The sequence below is a fragment of the Paenibacillus sp. Y916 genome, from assembly GCF_056786435.1.
Map to the genome: position 1 here is coordinate 121501 of NZ_JBXCJA010000007.1, position 18234 is coordinate 139734.

An 18234-nucleotide genomic window follows, 5' to 3' on the forward strand; every position below is an offset into this window, starting at 1 on the left:
TCAATCCATCTTTCTAATTCTACGGTTCACTTCAACTACATATTATACGAAAATGAAACGACAGCCACATTTAGCTGTCGTTTCATTTTTGTATGGAGGCGGGCTGCTATGTAGGGGCACAACACACCCCGTTATTTCATATACAATTCTACCAACTCATAGCATCTTTCCTTTGTAACTCGTGATAGAGTAGCAACATATTGTAATGATTCCATTGATCCACCTTTATACTCCAATGATTCAGCCTTTGCTGTTTCATCTCTATATGTTATCCAATTTACCTGTTTCTCTTTTAATTCAGCCATTTCGCTTGTTGACAGTTGTTCCTTTAACTCACTATAAATTTCATTTAAAGCCGTATCCCATCTTTTATACGTTTCTTCCGCGGCAGCTTTCATTGATACTGTTGTTCCCTCATCATTTAAGTCTTGTAAATCGGCAAGACTCTCTTCTATATTATTTAACTTTAGAAGATACTCATCCTTCGTCTCCGCAGCGGCAGTCTCTTTCTCAATAACAGGTGCTTCTTCTTGTGTCATTTCTTCTTGATCTGTGTTTACTGGTTGCTGTATATTAGTACCCTCATTCATGTTATTACTACAACCTGTTAATAAAATGCATGCTAGTATTATCAATATCAACAATTTCCTCATCTGTATTCTCCTATCATCTGATAAATTTTTTTCAATCTCCGCCACCCTGTTAATCTTAGTTGTCCAATTGCTGGAGACCTCATATAGATAGACGCATACTCGACAAATATTGTTGCATTATTTTGCCCGTTGGACAAATAACTAGCAATAATGTATCGCTTAGGGGGGAATCCCTATCCGAAAATATCCTGCATAAGCTGCGCTTAGCGATGGATGTAGTTACAGATTTGATGTCATCCTAAAAACTCGAACACAGGTTATTAATCATGTTGCTAACATAATTGACTGCGATTGTATTTATCCTTTAATGGCTTTAAATAGAGCAGCCTTAGATATCAAATTCATTGCTTTAGCACTACCTGCAAAAGATATGAGAATTTCACCATATGTCCTTACTTGTTTGTCCGTTGGATCCGTATACCTCAACGGATTATTACTCACATACGTATACAAATTCAATGTCTGTGGATTCTTAATATCCCCTTCATACGTATCCTCATTATAATTCGTAAGTAAAATCCTAAAAAATAACCACATTAAGTTTTTCATACGCATGTGGTTCTAAATAACCGAGAATCCCTTATTCCCAATGTAACTGAGCTATTAACTCCGACCAACTAATCATTTTCAGTTCGTTTTCAGAATTATCCTCTATTTTATAAATAAAATAGTCTGGCTCTCCTTCATGATTATTCACGATTCTGAAATCACACCAATCTTCCTCGTACATGTTATTTAATACTGAAAATTGTTTTGATTTAATGTTGTAGAAGACAATCTCTGTTACATCAGGTACTCTATCCTCTGAAATAAACACGATATAATCATCATTCGCTGTTAAAAAACGATGAAATCTATAGGGCTCAACTTGGAAACAAAACTCCTGTTCTAATGTTTTTCTATGGACTCTCCACATATACCCATTATTATAATCACTTTCAAGTAGTAACCCATCTTTATCTGTATCAATAATTTTTAAATAATACAGATATTTATCTGTAAAATATACTTCATGAATATCAAAGTCTCCATGTTGAATGATTTCCGATTTCATATCATTATTTATATTAACCATCCAAATCGACTTTGTTTGTATTGTATTTTCTGGTTCCGTAATAATGTTGCCATTAAAATCATTTTTTCTGATATGTGTTTTAGAAAAAAATACATTTTCATTCGACATCGCAAGAAAATCGATTGACTCTCCATTTGAATTTATAAACAATGATTTGTATGATTTCAAACTTGAAATATTCAATAAATCACCTCCTTATGGGGTTAGTACATTTGCTGGAAGAGTTGGCCAAAGAATAGGATTAAAGAGGGTAATATCCTAACCCCTCTATATAAGATAGCCTCCTCCAACTACAGCTGCACCAGTTCCAATATCTCTTGAGTCTATTGAACTTATAGGTTGGGTGGATGGTGTTGGAACAGCTTCCTTCCATTTATATCTCAATTTTTTATCCATTTCTTTCTGTACCCACTTTGGTGGTGATCTTGGACTATTCTTTTTCTCACTATGATGAAGGTTTCCCTCTTCATCACGCGACCATTGCTCGCCATTTGGTTCAAAAATATGACCATGTCTATTGGATCTAGTGCCATCATTCTGTGCATCAACTCTTCCCTTATACCCCGCGCCTAAATCCACATTTCTACCAAAAATGTACCCAGCACTACTTGCAGCATTTATTTCTAATTGAGTTAGATTTACAATTGTACCGTAGTAATTAAATCAAGAGTCCTTTGGAAATTTGCAGTTTGAGTAACGAGATACCATACTATCGAAAACATACATAGAATGGTTACAAGAATCCAACATATCTTACTAACATTTAACATATAACCCTCCAATATGAATAATCTAACTCAACTAATACGGGGTACAAAATATTTCATCCATACTTCTATATTGCTATGCATAAATGAATGATTAGCAAGCTGATTGTTCCGTTGTTTTTTTGGAATTGTAACTTTCACATTTTCAGCATCTCCGAATGTACGACCTGCTCGCGCACCCTCTTCCAAAGATCCCCTCCATTGACCTGAATTATATCGTATTTATTATATACATTAATATGTTGATTAACTTCAACTTCCAACTGATATTCACGTACTGGTGTCGCAATAGTAATAAGAGTTTCAACTTTCATTGTAGGATCAAGTTCAGCGAGACGGTTAGCTATCAATATCGCAACATTCCCACCATGACTATGACCGATTAATCTTATTGGGTCATTTCTATTTGCTTTAAGTGTATGCCACTTATAAATCTGATCTGCCAAGGCATTCGTTTCATTGACTCGGGATGGGTCATCATTTCCACTATTCCAATTCAATTCACCGCTTGTCTCCTGAACAAGATCTTCAACATAGCTCACAAATTCAGCAGTCCAAGTTGAATATCCCTTATCTTCAGGATTTGCACCAGTACCATGGATGAGCCAAGCTCTATGCCCACTAAGATCAACATAAATTAAAGGATTATTGTGTACGTAGGTGTACAGATTAAGAGACAATGGATCATTCAATTCCCCTTCATACGTATCCTCATTATAATTCGTAAGTAAATTCCTAAAAAATAACCACATTGAGTTGTTACACTCGCATGTGGCAAATGGTTTGAATAGTTATACTGTTTTGTAATGATTACGAACACCTAAATTCTGTTTATAAAGAATCTATCATTTTACGAACATAAATATCAATTAATTCAGAGTTCTCATTAAAAACAAAATAGACTTCAACATCTGTAACAAAAATTATCCGATATTCTCCAATATGAACCGATAAACGCTTTTTACCTACTTCCTCTTCAAGATCGATTCTATAACCATTTATATAACTTATTTTAACATCTGACCAACCTTTCTTATGATTTTCGAATTGAATAATATCGTCCATCTGTGTTCCCACTGGGAATTGAGACAACATTTTTTGGCGTATTGTATTCTCTGATCGTGTTAAAGGATTGAACACTATTTTCATACTTGCAATAAGTATTGTAACAATTACAATTAGAACGATTGCAAAAATCATTTTCTTTACCATATTTGCCACCAAGGTTTCTTTGTTTCTTTTATTTCTTCTGGTTCAATGAAATATTCGATCAGAACGGGTTTTCCATATCCAGGGAGAATCCTATCTGGTTTTTCGATTTTGTATCCTGCCACTTGCAAGAAACCAGTAACAAATGTATTTGAATTGTAAGCATTACCTCCTTTTCTAGGGAACAGATCATAATCAATTGATTTCCGTTCTGAATTTTCCACGAAGTTGTCGAAAAATTTTAAGAAATCTATTAATTCTGTGTCGTCTTCCTGTTTGCCCAGTTTTATCATATCTGTTTTAATATCAAGAATTATATCTTTATCTCTATTAATACCAGCTTTTAATTTCGGATTCATCACCCTTGACTGCCCTGCTCCGATAGTCATATATTGCATACCCCTTTCCTCATCAAAATTATCCTGAAAATCCGCAGTATTCCAATACTCACTTTCTTCATCTATAAATATGATTATACTTAAATGATAACGCCCCGCAGCCACTTCATGAGCCCCGACGTACATCTCAACCTTATGTCCGCTTGGATCAATATACCTCAACGGATTATTATGCACATACGTATAAAGATTCAAACTCAGCGGATTATTCAATTCCCCTTCATACGTATACTCACTAATAAAGCGTCCTACCTCAGAGTCAAAATACCGCGCACGTGCGTAAGAATGACTGCTATTGAAGTCATATCCTAGCCCAGTATAACCGAATAGGTTATCCGGTCCTGCCCAGTTCAAGTCGAACTTCTGAGCGTCTTTGGCTACTCCGAATTCATCGTAGTGGTAACGTGCTGAGACACTACCACGTACATCACTCATATAATAGAGTGTCTTCGGTGTGGTGTTGCCTGCGGCTCCGCTTGCTCCTGGAGTTGGTTCCCAACCATCTCGCATCCCTGCGGGATTACTGCTTGGGTAATTACTTTGCTTCGTACCGGTTCCCAAGGTTACGCTTATGGATACCCGATTGCTATCTCCATCATAACCATAGGATGTCTGGTCACCTGAATAGTTCGTGTTCCCGATGAGTCGATTGGCTCCATCCCAACGATTGGATTCGATCGTCCGTGGGCCTGCTAAGGCCATACTATTTAGGTTAGCTTGGCTATTTAGTGCTGTCGGATCGATTCCATATACACTCGACGAAACGCTCAATCCAGTTAATGGGTCAACAACCCATGGATCGATGACGCCTCCAGCGCTTGCATTTGGATCTACAATTTATCCATCACAGCGCTAAAAGCAGAATACTTTATATATGGTTGGTAATAGTTTCTGACTATTTCTAATTCCCAAGGATACAAAATTACTACCCCCCCCTAGAAACAGGCTACCAGAAAAATCTACAAGTCTACTTTACTATTATACACAGAATGTCTAATGCTATTTCGAAAGAAAAACCACATGGAGTATACTCACATGTGGTCAAACTTGTTGTAAAAACCCTTCACTATTTTGTCACTCTCATCAGAACTTTTAAAGTTAGGTTTTAGACTTTTCGAGAGTTATCTTTATTTCCTTTAACATTTGATAGTATTCTTCTCTTTCTTGATTAGAGAATCTCTCTCTATCTTCTGGAAAATCTAGTTTGTTATTTTGAATTAACTGCAAGAAGTCTTCTATAAATAAACTAACTAAATCACATATGTTAGGATTCTCATTCCAATCCCTTTCCTCTACTTTCGATAGTGCTTCTAAAACCTCACCATCTCCTAAATATCCAGCTAAGGGGTTCTCTTTTAATCTTTTCAATGCTTCTGGAATAATGGAGTCTAAATGCATCGTTTGTCTTATTAACTTTGCAATATTACCATCATTCAAGTCTTTGAGCATTACATTTTGAATGCTACCATACCAAATAGAAAGAGGGACTCCTTCATCAACCACGAAATTTTCAGTAAAGCCCTCCAATTTTGATATTTCATGAATCGTTAGGTTTCTTATATTAATCTTCATAATATCACTCCTACGGTTTAACAGAATCTCTTATTTTCTTTACCTTATCTAAAAACCTCTGTCCCTTATTAATAGCATCTTGAACTGCTTTTTTTGTTACTTTCGATGTGTCTCTTTCAAAAGACTTACTCTGTTGAGCATTCTTCAGCCTTTCAATCATTTTTTTAATTTTGGCTTCTGATTGCTCAACTTCCTTAATATGATTCCATGGTTTTCCGGTTTTAGGGTTCAATTTTACATTACCATTTTTATCATATAAGAAACCGTCCTTTAACTCTTTTTCGTATGCTTCTAGATGTTTTTGATTATTAACAGCTTTTAAGTTCTTCTCAATATTTTTAATTTGATCTTTTTGTGTGTTTGTAAGCTCATTATCAATAATTTCTTTGTCACTTAATGGCTTATCTCTTGTACCTACAATAGCACCAGCTATACCTATAGTACTGTACTTTATACCGCTCCATAATGTACCGAATATATTTGGCATAGCCCCAGACATCGGAATGGCTAAACCGCCGCCTCCACCGCCACCGCCCTGTTCATGCTTATGTCCACTAGGATCCGTATACCTCAAAGGATTATTGCTCACATACGTATACAAATTCAACGTCTGTGGATTATTCAGTTCCCCTTCATACGTATCCTCACTAATGAACCGTCCTACTTCAGAGTCAAAATACCGCGCACGCGCATAAAAATGACCACTGTTGAAATCATATCCTAACCCGGTGTAACCGAATAGGTTATCCGGTCCTGCCCAGTTCAAGTCGAACTTCTCTGGGTTTTCTGCTACTCCGAATTCATCGTAGTGGTATCGTGCTGAGATACTTCCGTCTGCGCCTAGAAGACCTATCGCACTACCACGAACATCACTCATGTAATAGAGTGTCTTCGGTGATGTATTGCCTGCTGCTCCGCTGGCTCCTGGCGTTGGTTCCCAATCTGTACTTGCATCTGCGCTTGGCAGATAGCTCATACTGATTCGTTCTCCACCCGATCCGTAGACATAGGACTGCTTCCACTTGTTCCCGCTCGCATCGGTTGCCATTAATGGCTCTAGTAAGCTTAGCATTATATCGTTCGTGAAGTAGATATCCATCTGTTGCTTCTTGTATTGTGGTTCCCAGCCATCTCGCAACCCTGCTAGATTGGTGCTTGGGTAATTACTTTGCTTCGTACCGGTTCCCAAGGTTACGCTCATGGATACGCGATTGCTGTCTCCATCATAACCATAGGAAGTCTGATCTCCGGAATAGTTGGTGTTCCCGATGAGACGGTTGGCTCCATCCCAACGTTTGGATTCAATCGTCCGTGGGCCAGAAAGTGCCATACTCATCAGACTATTTAGAGTATCCAGACTATCTAGTGAAGTCGGATCGTTTCCGTATACATCCGCTGTTACACTTAGGCCAGATAATGGGTCTACTACCCATGGATCGGTGATTCCTCACTTCCACCTGACTGGCGTTCGCTATGAAAAATAGTATTTCTTTGGCGTAATCCTTTATTGGCTTTAGCCACGAATAGAAATGAACTAAACCATCGGGATGACACTCAATTCTTAGTGTATTCTTTCTTGATTTTGGTACATAGTTAAGTTGATAGGAGATGTGTAGATAATGCTCACGAAGGCGTAATTGAAACGGATTAAAGAAATCCCAATACACTTCCTTCGGACTATATTAGAGGGCAAGGTGGCTAGCCTTCATATTGCCTTACCTGTATAAGTGAACTGGTCGTCACCAGATTGCTATTCTATTAAAGCTTTCAGTTGATTTTTTTAAAACCCTCTCCTTATGCAAGTCGTTCCATTTATATAAATGTGTGCGAATAGTATAGAAAATTTGAAAATCTTAGAGAAAGCGAACATAACAAAAAACAGGCTAATCATAGTCGTATCTGACCATAATCAACCTGTCTAGTGAGAGAGGGTAATTTATTTAGATGTTTATTTCTAGCTTCAACCTTTAATGTGTGTGCACGTTAATGGTTCAAAATCTTTATGGGTATTACATAGGTTATATCGGTTATTGGTTGAATGATGGGTTCATTCGACACTGGGTAGCCCCACCAAAGACGAAACCTTGATAAGTTCCTCCAGTTTTACCCGTCCCCTAGTTAATAAAGCGGACGGTGACTATTTGTCAACAATCACACGCCCATCACATTTATTTATTCATTAAATTCTTCAATTAATTTGCCTAGCTTAGGTCTTGTATAGTGCCTTCTTCCAAATCAATTAGAAATATCTTCATTTCAATAAACAAATTTTCTGTTGTCTTTAGTAAATATTGATTTGAATGATCAGTTTGGTATAGTAAAGCCCAGTCCCCACGAGAAAATCCTTTTAATCTCCCCTCAATTAAATTAATTTTAAGGTAGCGAACTTCTTTTGTAGAAGTGTTTTCAAAAACTAATTGCTCAAATTGATTTTTTTGATATAAATTTACTAACTCAAAGTGATACTTATACTTTCCATCGTCAGTTGTCTTTGAAGAATCACTTATTACACTTCCACCCTGATTATTATGAATATATATTTCCTCATAATAAACTGCAGAAAATGAAACTAGTATCACACTTATGGTTATTATAAATATATTAACCAAAACACTCGATGATAACCAGTGTTTAATCAATAGGAATATCAGGATTATTCCTAATATAACCGTTAACCCACCTAGTATAAGCGTATTTAACCGACCTACAATGTCCATAGATTTCTGCAATCCAGCTGTTTCAGTATAAATGTACAAAATTAAGCCTACAAAGCTAGCTATAATTGAAAAAACGCTTACCATTTTAATCCATATAGACATTTCCAGCCTCCAATCTTTATTACCTAATGTTAGGTATAATATACTTCTCCCACACCTTAACATTTGAATGCATATATGAATAGTTCGAAATGCCATAAGTTACTAGCACTCTTCTATGGAAAGGTAGTTTTACCTGAAAATTTTCAGCTTGACCTAAAAATTGTCTTTCAGCTAATAAACCTTCGTCAAAAGCACCTCCAACGGTCTGGATTCGGTCATATTTATTATAAACATTTATATGTTGACCTACTTCAACAGTTAATTGATATTCTCGAACTGGTGTTCCAATTGTAATAAGTGTATCTACCTTCATACCTTTCTCTTCAAGAAGATTAGCTATTAAAATCCCTACATTCCCCCCGTGACTATGGCCAATTAATCTTATCGGCTCATTCTTATTTTCTTCACGTGAATGCCATTTGTATATCCAGACCGCCCATTCTTTAGCGGAAAGCTCACGATCTTCAATTGTATTTCCTCCATTCCACTCAATTACAAAGGATTTTGCATCTTCACTGAAGACATGATTATCGATGTAGTCTATGAATTCTTCACTCCAAGTACTAGGATCAGAACCTATTCCGTGAATAATCCAAGCTCTATGCCCACTCGGGTCAACATACCTCAATGGATTATTATGCACATACGTATAAAGATTCAAACTCAGCGGATTACTCAGTTCCCCTTCATACGTATCCTCACTAATAAAGCGTCCTACTTCAGAGTCTAGATAACGAGCTCTTGCGTAAGAATGACCGCTGTTGAAATCATATCCTAGTCCTGTGTAACCGAATAGATTATCCGGTCCTGCCCAGTTCATATCGAACTTTTGGGCGTCTTCCGCTACTCCGAATTCATCATAGTTGTAACGTGCTGAGACACTACCATCTGCACCTAGGAGTCCTATCGCACTACCACGTACATCACTCATGTAATAGAGTGTCTTCGGTGTGGTGTTGCCTGCGGCTCCGCTTGCTCCTGGGGTTGGTTCCCAATCCATATTTGCATCTGCACTTGGCAGATAGCTCATACTAATTCGTTCTCCACCCGCTCCATAGACATAGGACTGCTTCCACTTGTTCCCGCTCGCATCGGTTGCCATTAATGGCTCAGGTAAGCTTAGCGTTGTATCATTCGTGAAGTAGATATCCATCTGTTGCTTCTTGTACTGTGGTTCCCAGCCATCTCGCATCCCTGCTGGATTACTACTTGGGTAATTGCTCTGCTTCGTACCAACGCAAACACCTTAAGCTACCATTAAGGTTCTCAAGTGCGTTATATGGTCAGTTTGAAAACACTGCTGTATAGATTGTTATTGGGCTACTGCAAATCCACAAGACTAAGAGCTCTAAGCGGAGATCAAGTTTTCAAAGAGTGGATCACCTTCTACAATGAAATTAAAAGCCACGTAGAGTTGTTACACTCGCACGTGGCTATAAAAATGAATTTAATCGCTATAACGTAGGTATAATCCTCTGAGGTAAGAACACCGTATCATTTAGCTCTACTCTCAAACTGTTTCCTAGTGCATTACTGCGATACGTCAAGAATATCTATCTACGATAATAGGGTATGCTTAGTGAAAACTATTAACTAATTTTCTGTTGAAAAACATCACGCAAATATTGCTCAACAGCACAAAATTGCTTGAATTTTTCATCTTCGATCTTGAGCTCATTCCACTCTTTATTAGATTCACTGAAAAAGCTTGATCTCCAAAGCAGTTCTTTTTCAAGGACAAATAAATAATATGCAATCCTTCTACTCATGACTAATTCATTGATTGTTTCTTTTCTTATCATCTCTAGCAAATTATAGAATTCTTGCCCCAGATCTAATGTATTGAGATACTCGCTTAGCATATTACTAGTTTGATCTTCTTCTGTGTCTTCAGTCACATTAAAAGCTAAGAAGTCGACAATATACTTTTCGAAAACAATGCACAATTCTTGTAACTCATCATACTTTTTATTTATACTTTTCAACAAATCAATTAATGAGAGGATATCTGTGTAAGTATTCCAAACGTATTTTAATATATATCTGCTTACAAATTGATTATTTACAGACTCATTAACCTTTATTAATAATAAATCCATATGATCCAAGGATGTTTGGCTTAATTCATTTTCGCATCTCAATTCAACACTTATTTTAATCAATAATTCAACTAAATTTTCTTCTAGATCCCAGGTATCCATCCAACAATCGCCTTCCTTTGAATTCGTGATCGAATAGCAATTTCTTTATCAGCCCACGCGAAATTCTTAGCAGTTTTATAATCCATATGAGTTCTATCTAAATTTGATGGAACCCAAGGATACTTCGATGTAACTTTTGTTAAGTCAACCACAATTATTCCATTGCCATGATTATAATGTTGTGCTCTAGTCAAATCAACAGTCGTTGAAATCCATGGGTCATTTTTTTCTGGATGTTCTTTACTCTTTGAACCATAAGCTACATGTGAAGTTAAGCTCCACAGCCCACCAGGGTTCTTAGCAATTATATCTTTGCCTGCAGCTAGATTCTTTACATCCAAATTACTAATCGCTCTATAAATATAAACACCGTTTTTTTTCTAAATTTCTCAATATCATTATAACTAAGCAGAGGAAGCCCTAATTTATTTGCTGAGGAGTTATTTCTTATCCATTCAGCTTCTCCTTCATTAAGTAACGTCGGATTCAGGAAAAGTGAACCTATAGTAAAGCCTGCTATAATTCCAAAAGGGCCACCCTTTGAACCCTTCTTAACTCCCTTACCCCCACCTCGAAGAACTCTTAGCGACTCTCTCTCCTAATATATTCCAAAACATACGCTGCCTCATGTCCACTCGGATCAGTGTACAGTAGCGGATTATTATGCACATACGTATACAAATTCAACGTCTGCGGATTGTTAATATCCCCTTCATACGTATCCTCACTAATAAACCGTCCTACGCTCGAATCCAAGTAACGTGCTCTCGCATACGTATACCCACTATTGAAATCCAATCCTAGCCCTGTGTAACCGAACAGATTATCCGGTCCTGCCCAGTTCAAATCGAACTTCTCTGGGTTTTCCGCTACTCCGAACTCATCATAGTGGTAACCTGCTGAGACACTTCCGTCTGCGCCTAGAAGGCCTATCGCACTTCCACGTACATCACTCATATAATAGAGTGTCTTCGGTGTGGTGTTGCCTGCGGCTCCGCTTGCTCCTGGGGTTGGTTCCCAATCCGTATTTGCATCTTCACTTGGCAGATAGCTCATGCTGATTCGTTCTCCGCCCGCACCGTAGACATAGGACTGCTTCCACTTGTTCCCGCTCGCATCGGTTGCTATTAATGGCTCTGGTAAGCTTAGCGTTGTATCGTTCGTGAAGTAGATGTCCATTTGTTGCTTCTTGTACTGCGGTTCCCATCCATCTCGCAATCCTGCGGGATTACTGCTTGGGTAATTACTTTGCTTCGTACCGGTTCCCAAGCTTACGCTCATGGATACGCGATTGCTATCTCCATCATAACGATAGGTTGTCTGGTCACCTGAATAGTTGGTGTTCCCAATGAGTCGGTTGGCTCCATCCCAGACATTGGATCGATCGTGCGTGGACTGATTAGAAGCTTACTCATTAGCAGTTATAATCCTCTATACAAAGGACATCTGTGATAGCAAATTATACTAAACAAGCTGATCCCTGTTGATTATAGGAACCAGCTTGTTTAGTTATTTTAGTTATTTTTACAATATACACAATATGAGTTTTGATCATTTTACCTAGTGCAGCATACTTCTTTAGAAAAACGATTATCCAATTCTAACGATTTTTTTAGCTTAGAAGTAGTAATACTTGAAGCATAACAAGTCATATTATTATTCAACATGTTATTGTGAAAGTTACGGTGTAAAATCCCCATTAAGGTTTGATAATATCTCCATATTTATTTTATTCTTTATTTCATCATAACTTATCTCTAGCTCAGCATGGTTTCCAACTACAAATGGTACTTCCACACTAATCCCCAATGATTTATTAGTCAAGTAGCTGCTTATTCCGGACTCTCTGGAGTCTGCGTCTTTTAGCAAACTGATCCACTCTTGATCAGTTTGTTCATTCAGAATATCTCTTTGTTCGGATATCGTGGACTGTAGCTCTCCTTCTTTAAATTTTGTCACAAATTCCTCATTAATATCTACCATATCTTTCAATTGTATTGCTATAGACTTATCCATATCAATGTTAATGGAATAGAATACATCATTCGGATGTGCAGCACCTTCGTCAAAAGTATAGCCCGAAAACTGCACACTAAGAAAATGTTCACTTTTTAATGTTACGTTATAGTTAATATCCAAACTAAAATTGTCCATTTCCTCGACTGTGTAATTATCCAAATAACCATATGCTCGTTCCTTAATCATTTCATTCAAATTCATTTGCTTATCCTGATCATTTATATTAATGATTTGTGGATAACGAACCGTAATCATATCATTGTACGTATAAGCTTCAGAAGTTAAATCATAAGAACTTGTATCCTGAGAAAGTTCAGGTTGATTATTATTAGTATCATTCCCCATAATTGATCCACTGTCATTACTTCCACACGATGAGAGCACAATTGCCAAGAAGGTGTACAACACTATTAAAACACTTTTACTCATTTTAGATTCCTCACTTAATAGATTTAAAAAAAGATTTAACAGTACATTGTATTATTTAATTATTTTATCACTTTTTTAACTTGTTGATATTTCTTCTGTCTATCTGGCCATCCGTTAGGTAACCCTGTACTTTTGTTGTATCCGTTAACCTTTTTTGAAACTGCTAGAAGAGCAGAATCTCCTTTATCAGCGGTGGGATTGATATTTTTGTATATACTCCAGAAATATCCTGCAGCTTCCCATGCATAATTATCTATAACATAGTTGAATCCTTTTTCCACAATTTTTTTATCTCCTACATAATCAGCAAATTTCTGGTATACATCTCTACCTGTTATTTGGATATACCCAGCACCCCTGAATTTTGGCCCATCTCCTGGTTTATTTCCAATGTCTGATCGGTGATCATATTTTTTTGTGAAGTACTCCTCTGGATCTCCATCATGCTTTTCTCTAAGAGACTCGCCTAACGCAGACTCGTGCATAACCTGTGTAAGGAAGTGCCTAATCCTCTTTGTTGTATTTATTTGATATTTTTCCAATGTATAATTCAAACTACTAACCATACTATCAGTAACATTCACAAACTTTAGTTCAATAAGTTGTTTCTTAGAAACGTATTTTTCATTAATATTGGTTGGTTTAGTGCACTGTCCCTTGTTCCCATCTTCACAGAATCTATGTCCACTAGGATCCGTATACCTCAAAGGATTATTGCTCACATACGTATACAAATTCAACGTCTGAGGATTATTAATATCCCCTTCATACGTATCCTCACTAATGAACCGTCCTACTTCAGAGTCAAAATACCGCGCACGCGCATAAGAATGACCACTGTTGAAATCATATCCTAACCCGGTGTAACCGAATAGGTTATCCGGTCCTGCCCAGTTCAAATCGAACTTCTCTGGGTTTTCTGCTACTCCGAATTCATCGTAGTGGTATCGTGCTGAGATACTTCCGTCTGCGCCTAGAAGACCTATCGCACTACCACGAACATCACTCATGTAATAGAGTGTCTTCGGTGATGTATTGCCTGCTGCTCCGCTTGCTCCTGGCGTTGGTTCCCAATCTGTACTTGCATCTGCGCTTGGCAGATAGCTCATACTGATTCGTTCTCCAACCGATCCGTAGACATAGGACTGCTTCCACTTGTTCCCGCTCGCATCGGTTGCCATTAATGGCTCTGGTAAGCTTAGCGTTATATCATTCGTGAAGTAGATATCCATCTGTTGCTTCTTGTATTGTGGTTCCCAGCCATCTCGCAACCCTGCTAGATTGGTGCTTGGGTAATTACTTTGCTTCGTACCGGTTCCCAAGGTTACGCTCATGGATACGCGATTGCTGTCTCCATCATAACCATAGGTTGTCTGGTCATCTGAATAGTTGGTGTTCCCAATTAGACGGTTGGCTCCATCCCAACGATTGGATTCGATCGTCCGTGGACCAGAAAGTGCCATACTTATCAGACTATTTAGAGTATCCAGACTATCTAGTGATGTCGGATCGTTTCCGTATACATCCGCTGTTACACTTAGGCCAGATAATGGGTCTACTACCCATGGATCGGTGATTCCTCCAACACTTGCGTTTGGATCTACATTACCTGTTGCATTAGGGTCGATTCCTACGTTCGGATCGGCTACTGCTCCTCCGAGACCTGCATTCGGATCAAGGCTTATACCGGTGTTCGGGTCAATTTCTAACCCATATACACTATCCAGCACACTTGAATCGATAGAGTCACTCATTGTCGAAGTAATCCCCATCCGCAGACTATTAAGAGCCGCTGCGCTATCGATTCCGACGACATCTAGCAAGTTTCCACGTAGATCGTACGTGTAATCTCTATAATCGCTTCCTTTGGTCCAACGCATAAGCTTATTCGCTGCATCGTAGGTATAATCCTCTGTGGAGAGGATACCTGCCTCATCTACAGCTACGTTTACACGGTTCCCTACAGCATCATAGCTGTAATCCGTTGTTGCACCGTTCAACTTTTGAACTTTGGTCAGTTGGTTCAATGCATCGTACATGTAATTCGCTATTTCTGCAGGTTGTGTAGCGCCTGTTGGGTTATCTTCATCACTTCCACCTGATTGGCGTTCGCTATGAAGTTGGTTCCCTGCTGGGTCATAGGTATATTTCAATTGCTCTAGTAATGTTCCCCCAGGTCCTTGATGTTGGATCTCTAAGACTTGTCCTAACGCATCGTAGTTGTACGTGCTTTGCGTGTTGTTCGGTAGAGACTTACTAGCTAATCTACCATTGGCATCATAGGTATAGTTCGTCTTCATACCTGTCCCATCTGTGACTTGCTCAATCAGTCCAGAATTATCGTAGGAATAGCTGACTACGGTACTGTCTGGATAGATGATCCGACTACGTTCTCCCGTCGCTGTCCACTCATAACGAATGTTCTTATTATTTCCGTCAATGACTTCCGTTAAGCGATCTAGAGCATCGAAGGTATAACGGGTATCACCTGTGCTATCTTTCATTAATGTACGACGTCCCGCTAAGTCATATTCGTAGCTTACCTGTTGACCATCACCATATATAATCTGATTCAATCGGTTAACAGCATCATAACTGTACGAAGTCGTCAACTGATCTGGATACACCATGGATGTCTGATTCCCATTGGCATCGTACGTGATTGTCGTCTTTTCTTGAAGTGGATTCACGGATTGTTCCACTTGATTCAACTTGTTGTAGCTGTAAGATGTTACATGTCCTAACGCATCGGTCTTCGTAAGAAGATTACCTAAAGCGTCATACGTATAACTCGTAGCATTGCCAGCTGCATTCGTGACCTTCGTCAAGCTTCCAAGCATATCATATTCGAATTTCGTTTCTTGGTTATTCGCATTCAGAATGTGATTGACTTGACCTAGTGCATCATAGGCATACGTCGTCTCATGACCTAATGCGTTTCTAATGCTTGTATTACGATCAACGACATCATATTCATAATGTGTCTTGCTACCGCTTGGCTCAGTAACAACTGTTACACGCCCACGGTCATCGCGAGTCATCGCTGTCTTACGATTCATCGGATCTATACTTCCGACTTCAAGTCCGCGGGCATCGTATAGGGTCTGCCACTTCGCCTCAGCTAGTGTCGTAGAGAGGGTATTCCCATAAAAAAGACCATAAGAGAATAATCCTCCTATGGTTCAAAGATATTATTTAATCATACAGACTTTTTTCAACCGCTTCTGAGAAAGTAGTTTTTATATAATTATCTACTTTTAACCTGTATTCATTTAGTTGTATCCATTTACCTTTATCTATACTGATTAATGCATTACATCTTTCTGCTATAAATTCAATTGCTTTATATATTGCCCTAAAATCAACAAAACACGCATCTTCATCAATCTCTAATGATAATTGTTGTTCATTATTAAAGGACTCTGTTTCAAAATAAATGTGCTCTTTAGACTTTGGATTACTATTCCATCTTTCATCATCTAACCATTTATCCCACGATAATGAAAGAGGGTAACCATTTTTCAAACTATCCTGTTGCCCTACTCTAGATAAATTAACCCCTTCTTGCCACATACTCTCTACTAATTCATCTACTTCAGGTAGACAATTCTTATCTTTTACTTTTAAGAAAAATTTCATAATAACCTCCTTAGTTATTCAACCAATCTACAGCTTTTTGTAAATTTTTAAGAAGTTCTTGTTTTTGCCCTTTAGTTAAGTTTAAATACTTTGGTATTTGAGGTTCTAATGGTAATTTGGGGTTAATCCTTTCATCTACTATAGAATTTTTACCACCACCTGCTTGTATCTGAATTTTATTACCATCAGGTTCTGCATCAACTCTTAACTTAACTTTCTTACCGTTTATTGTTGTTTCTAAAGGTTTCCCAAAGGTTTTACTTGTTATTTTAATATTACTAGTGCCCTTAGAAGTCTTGTTCCCTGCACTTCCAGCCGCCATTCCCATAGCAAGTAACGCAACATATTCTGCCTCTTTCGAAATCTGATAATCACCTAATAACTGCGCTTTCGCCCTATCCGAATTGCCTGCATTATTAGTATAGGCACTGGTTCCCGTTAACAAGTCGTATAAGTAATTGTACCGGTTTTAGCCCATGATGGATACAAAGTCGTATCGATCCCGTATGAAATCCTTGTGTAACTTATAATTTATATTTTTTCTGTTGAATTTCGTTTTCTCCCTAGCATCATTCAGTAAAATTCCAAGTTCTATATAATCAGAAGTTTTAAATGCAAAATGCCCACTCGGATCCGTGTAAATCAACGGATTATTCAACACATACGTATACAAATTCAAACTCTGCGGATTATTCAATTCCCCCTCATACGTATCCTCACTAATAAAGCGTCCTACTTCAGAGTCTAGATAACGAGCTCTTGCGTAAGAATAACTACTGTTGAAATCCAACCCTAGCCCAGTATAACCGAATAGATTATCCGGTCCTGCCCAGTTCAAATCGAACTTCTCTGGGTTTTTCGATACTCCGAACTCGTCATAGTTGTAACGTGCTGAGTCACTCCCATCTGCGCCTAGGAGGCCAATTGCGCTACCACGTACATCACTCATGTAATAGAGTGTCTTCGGTGTGGTGTTGCCTGCGGCTCCGCTTTGGGAATCCAACAAATATAAAAAAAAAAGCCACAAGTAGTGAACTGCACCCCGATTGTTAGACACAACTAACAATTGGGGTGCAGTTCACAGTTACACACATGTGGTTAAGATATTGGCTAAAATAAATAATCAATCAAAAAATTTCCCGAATAATTCATCAACATAGGATTCAACTTGACCAGAAAGCATAAAAATTGGTTCAGGATAATCCGTATACATTGCCTCAGTATGAATTTGTCTATACAAATAAAACATTAAAGCTACGAATCTCTTGTTCACTACCTCTTCATTCCGTATAAATTCTTTCATTTGCTCTAACAGGAGAAACAATGCCTTCACTGCCTGTTCATCAATTGATTTTTTACCTAAAGAATCTACTCCACGCAAAGAGCTTGTTATCTTTTCAATTAATTCTTCGACTTCTTGATTAATTTTGTCTGTGTCCAACTGCATACTAAT

General features: G+C 38.0%; 21 protein-coding genes. All 21 read right to left on the bottom strand.

The window, feature by feature from the left end:
* Positions 1-131: 131 nt before the first annotated feature.
* Positions 132-653, bottom strand: a complete 522-nt coding sequence (locus tag AC1TO9_RS15945) for a lysozyme inhibitor LprI family protein (RefSeq protein WP_482059818.1) — start codon at positions 651-653, stop codon at positions 132-134.
* 297 nt (positions 654-950) lie between these two features.
* Positions 951-1202 (bottom strand): hypothetical protein, encoded by a 252-nt coding sequence (locus AC1TO9_RS15950; RefSeq protein WP_482059883.1) that lies wholly within the window; start codon positions 1200-1202, stop codon positions 951-953.
* A 31-nt stretch (positions 1203-1233) separates the two neighbouring features.
* Positions 1234-1911 carry a hypothetical protein gene (locus tag AC1TO9_RS15955; protein ID WP_482059819.1) on the bottom strand — a complete coding sequence of 226 codons (678 nt, stop codon included), beginning with the start codon at positions 1909-1911 and terminating at the stop codon, positions 1234-1236.
* 84 nt (positions 1912-1995) lie between these two features.
* On the bottom strand, positions 1996-2307 hold the full coding sequence (locus AC1TO9_RS15960; protein WP_482056364.1) for a hypothetical protein: 312 nt from the start codon (positions 2305-2307) through the stop codon (positions 1996-1998).
* A gap of 325 nt (positions 2308-2632) precedes the next feature.
* Positions 2633-3037, bottom strand: a complete 405-nt coding sequence (locus AC1TO9_RS15965; RefSeq protein ID WP_482056467.1) for an esterase/lipase family protein — start codon at positions 3035-3037, stop codon at positions 2633-2635.
* A gap of 289 nt (positions 3038-3326) precedes the next feature.
* Entirely contained in the window at positions 3327-3707 is a 381-nt protein-coding gene (locus AC1TO9_RS15970; RefSeq protein WP_482059820.1) for a hypothetical protein, read from the bottom strand.
* Complete coding sequence (locus tag AC1TO9_RS15975; RefSeq protein WP_482059821.1) at positions 3701-4873, bottom strand: RHS repeat-associated core domain-containing protein; 1173 nt, start codon at positions 4871-4873, stop codon at positions 3701-3703. The genes AC1TO9_RS15970 and AC1TO9_RS15975 overlap by 7 nt, the downstream gene beginning before the upstream one ends.
* A 327-nt stretch (positions 4874-5200) precedes the next feature.
* Positions 5201-5674, bottom strand: a complete 474-nt coding sequence (locus AC1TO9_RS15980; RefSeq protein WP_482059822.1) for a contact-dependent growth inhibition system immunity protein — start codon at positions 5672-5674, stop codon at positions 5201-5203.
* Between the two features lie 10 nt (positions 5675-5684).
* Positions 5685-7010, bottom strand: coding sequence for an RHS repeat-associated core domain-containing protein (locus AC1TO9_RS15985; protein ID WP_482059823.1), 1326 nt, complete (start codon positions 7008-7010; stop codon positions 5685-5687).
* Between the two features lie 865 nt (positions 7011-7875).
* A complete protein-coding gene (locus AC1TO9_RS15990) occupies positions 7876-8493 on the bottom strand; it encodes a hypothetical protein (protein ID WP_482059824.1) in 618 nt (205 codons plus the stop codon).
* 19 nt (positions 8494-8512) lie between these two features.
* The gene (locus AC1TO9_RS15995) at positions 8513-9685 is read right to left on the bottom strand and encodes an RHS repeat domain-containing protein (RefSeq protein WP_482059825.1); all 1173 of its coding nucleotides are present in this window, start codon (positions 9683-9685) and stop codon (positions 8513-8515) included.
* Positions 9686-10082: 397 nt separating this feature from the next.
* Positions 10083-10694 (bottom strand): hypothetical protein, encoded by a 612-nt coding sequence (locus tag AC1TO9_RS16000; RefSeq protein ID WP_482059826.1) that lies wholly within the window; start codon positions 10692-10694, stop codon positions 10083-10085.
* Positions 10676-11035, bottom strand: coding sequence for a hypothetical protein (locus AC1TO9_RS16005; protein WP_482056350.1), 360 nt, complete (start codon positions 11033-11035; stop codon positions 10676-10678). The genes AC1TO9_RS16000 and AC1TO9_RS16005 overlap by 19 nt, the downstream gene beginning before the upstream one ends.
* Positions 11036-11276: 241 nt before the next feature.
* Positions 11277-11975: an RHS repeat-associated core domain-containing protein gene (locus tag AC1TO9_RS16010; RefSeq protein ID WP_482059827.1), complete on the bottom strand. Its 699-nt coding sequence runs from the start codon at positions 11973-11975 to the stop codon at positions 11277-11279.
* A complete protein-coding gene (locus tag AC1TO9_RS16015) occupies positions 11972-12109 on the bottom strand; it encodes a hypothetical protein (RefSeq protein WP_482059828.1) in 138 nt (45 codons plus the stop codon). The genes AC1TO9_RS16010 and AC1TO9_RS16015 overlap by 4 nt, the downstream gene beginning before the upstream one ends.
* 265 nt (positions 12110-12374) lie before the next feature.
* Positions 12375-13142 (bottom strand): PdaC/SigV domain-containing protein, encoded by a 768-nt coding sequence (locus AC1TO9_RS16020; RefSeq protein WP_482059829.1) that lies wholly within the window; start codon positions 13140-13142, stop codon positions 12375-12377.
* Positions 13143-13201: 59 nt separating this feature from the next.
* Positions 13202-16201, bottom strand: a complete 3000-nt coding sequence (locus AC1TO9_RS16025) for an RHS repeat-associated core domain-containing protein (RefSeq protein WP_482059830.1) — start codon at positions 16199-16201, stop codon at positions 13202-13204.
* A 136-nt stretch (positions 16202-16337) separates the two neighbouring features.
* On the bottom strand, positions 16338-16781 hold the full coding sequence (locus tag AC1TO9_RS16030) for a hypothetical protein (protein ID WP_482059831.1): 444 nt from the start codon (positions 16779-16781) through the stop codon (positions 16338-16340).
* A 10-nt stretch (positions 16782-16791) separates the two neighbouring features.
* Complete coding sequence (locus AC1TO9_RS16035) at positions 16792-17226, bottom strand: hypothetical protein (protein ID WP_482059832.1); 435 nt, start codon at positions 17224-17226, stop codon at positions 16792-16794.
* Between the two features lie 24 nt (positions 17227-17250).
* Positions 17251-17787 carry an RHS repeat-associated core domain-containing protein gene (locus tag AC1TO9_RS16040; protein WP_482059833.1) on the bottom strand — a complete coding sequence of 179 codons (537 nt, stop codon included), beginning with the start codon at positions 17785-17787 and terminating at the stop codon, positions 17251-17253.
* Between the two features lie 117 nt (positions 17788-17904).
* Positions 17905-18228 carry a hypothetical protein gene (locus tag AC1TO9_RS16045; protein WP_482059834.1) on the bottom strand — a complete coding sequence of 108 codons (324 nt, stop codon included), beginning with the start codon at positions 18226-18228 and terminating at the stop codon, positions 17905-17907.
* Between the last annotated feature and the right edge of the window lie 6 nt (positions 18229-18234).

Excerpts from the sequence above, each read along its gene's own strand:
- AC1TO9_RS16045 (WP_482059834.1), bottom strand. The coding sequence starts at position 18,228 with ATGCAGTTGGACACAGACAAAATTAATCAAGAAGTCGAAGAATTAATT.
- AC1TO9_RS16025 (WP_482059830.1), bottom strand. The coding sequence starts at position 16,201 with ATGAATCGTAAGACAGCGATGACTCGCGATGACCGTGGGCGTGTAACA.
- AC1TO9_RS15990 (WP_482059824.1), bottom strand. The coding sequence starts at position 8,493 with ATGTCTATATGGATTAAAATGGTAAGCGTTTTTTCAATTATAGCTAGC.
- AC1TO9_RS16000 (WP_482059826.1), bottom strand. The coding sequence starts at position 10,694 with ATGGATACCTGGGATCTAGAAGAAAATTTAGTTGAATTATTGATTAAA.
- AC1TO9_RS16015 (WP_482059828.1), bottom strand. The coding sequence starts at position 12,109 with ATGAGTAAGCTTCTAATCAGTCCACGCACGATCGATCCAATGTCTGGG.
- AC1TO9_RS16020 (WP_482059829.1), bottom strand. The coding sequence starts at position 13,142 with ATGAGTAAAAGTGTTTTAATAGTGTTGTACACCTTCTTGGCAATTGTG.
- AC1TO9_RS15970 (WP_482059820.1), bottom strand. The coding sequence starts at position 3,707 with ATGGTAAAGAAAATGATTTTTGCAATCGTTCTAATTGTAATTGTTACA.
- AC1TO9_RS15980 (WP_482059822.1), bottom strand. The coding sequence starts at position 5,674 with ATGAAGATTAATATAAGAAACCTAACGATTCATGAAATATCAAAATTG.
- AC1TO9_RS15950 (WP_482059883.1), bottom strand. The coding sequence starts at position 1,202 with ATGAAAAACTTAATGTGGTTATTTTTTAGGATTTTACTTACGAATTAT.
- AC1TO9_RS16010 (WP_482059827.1), bottom strand. The coding sequence starts at position 11,975 with ATGAGCGTAAGCTTGGGAACCGGTACGAAGCAAAGTAATTACCCAAGC.
- AC1TO9_RS15945 (WP_482059818.1), bottom strand. The coding sequence starts at position 653 with ATGAGGAAATTGTTGATATTGATAATACTAGCATGCATTTTATTAACA.
- AC1TO9_RS15995 (WP_482059825.1), bottom strand. The coding sequence starts at position 9,685 with ATGCGAGATGGCTGGGAACCACAGTACAAGAAGCAACAGATGGATATC.
- AC1TO9_RS15985 (WP_482059823.1), bottom strand. The coding sequence starts at position 7,010 with ATGAGTATGGCACTTTCTGGCCCACGGACGATTGAATCCAAACGTTGG.
- AC1TO9_RS16030 (WP_482059831.1), bottom strand. The coding sequence starts at position 16,781 with ATGAAATTTTTCTTAAAAGTAAAAGATAAGAATTGTCTACCTGAAGTA.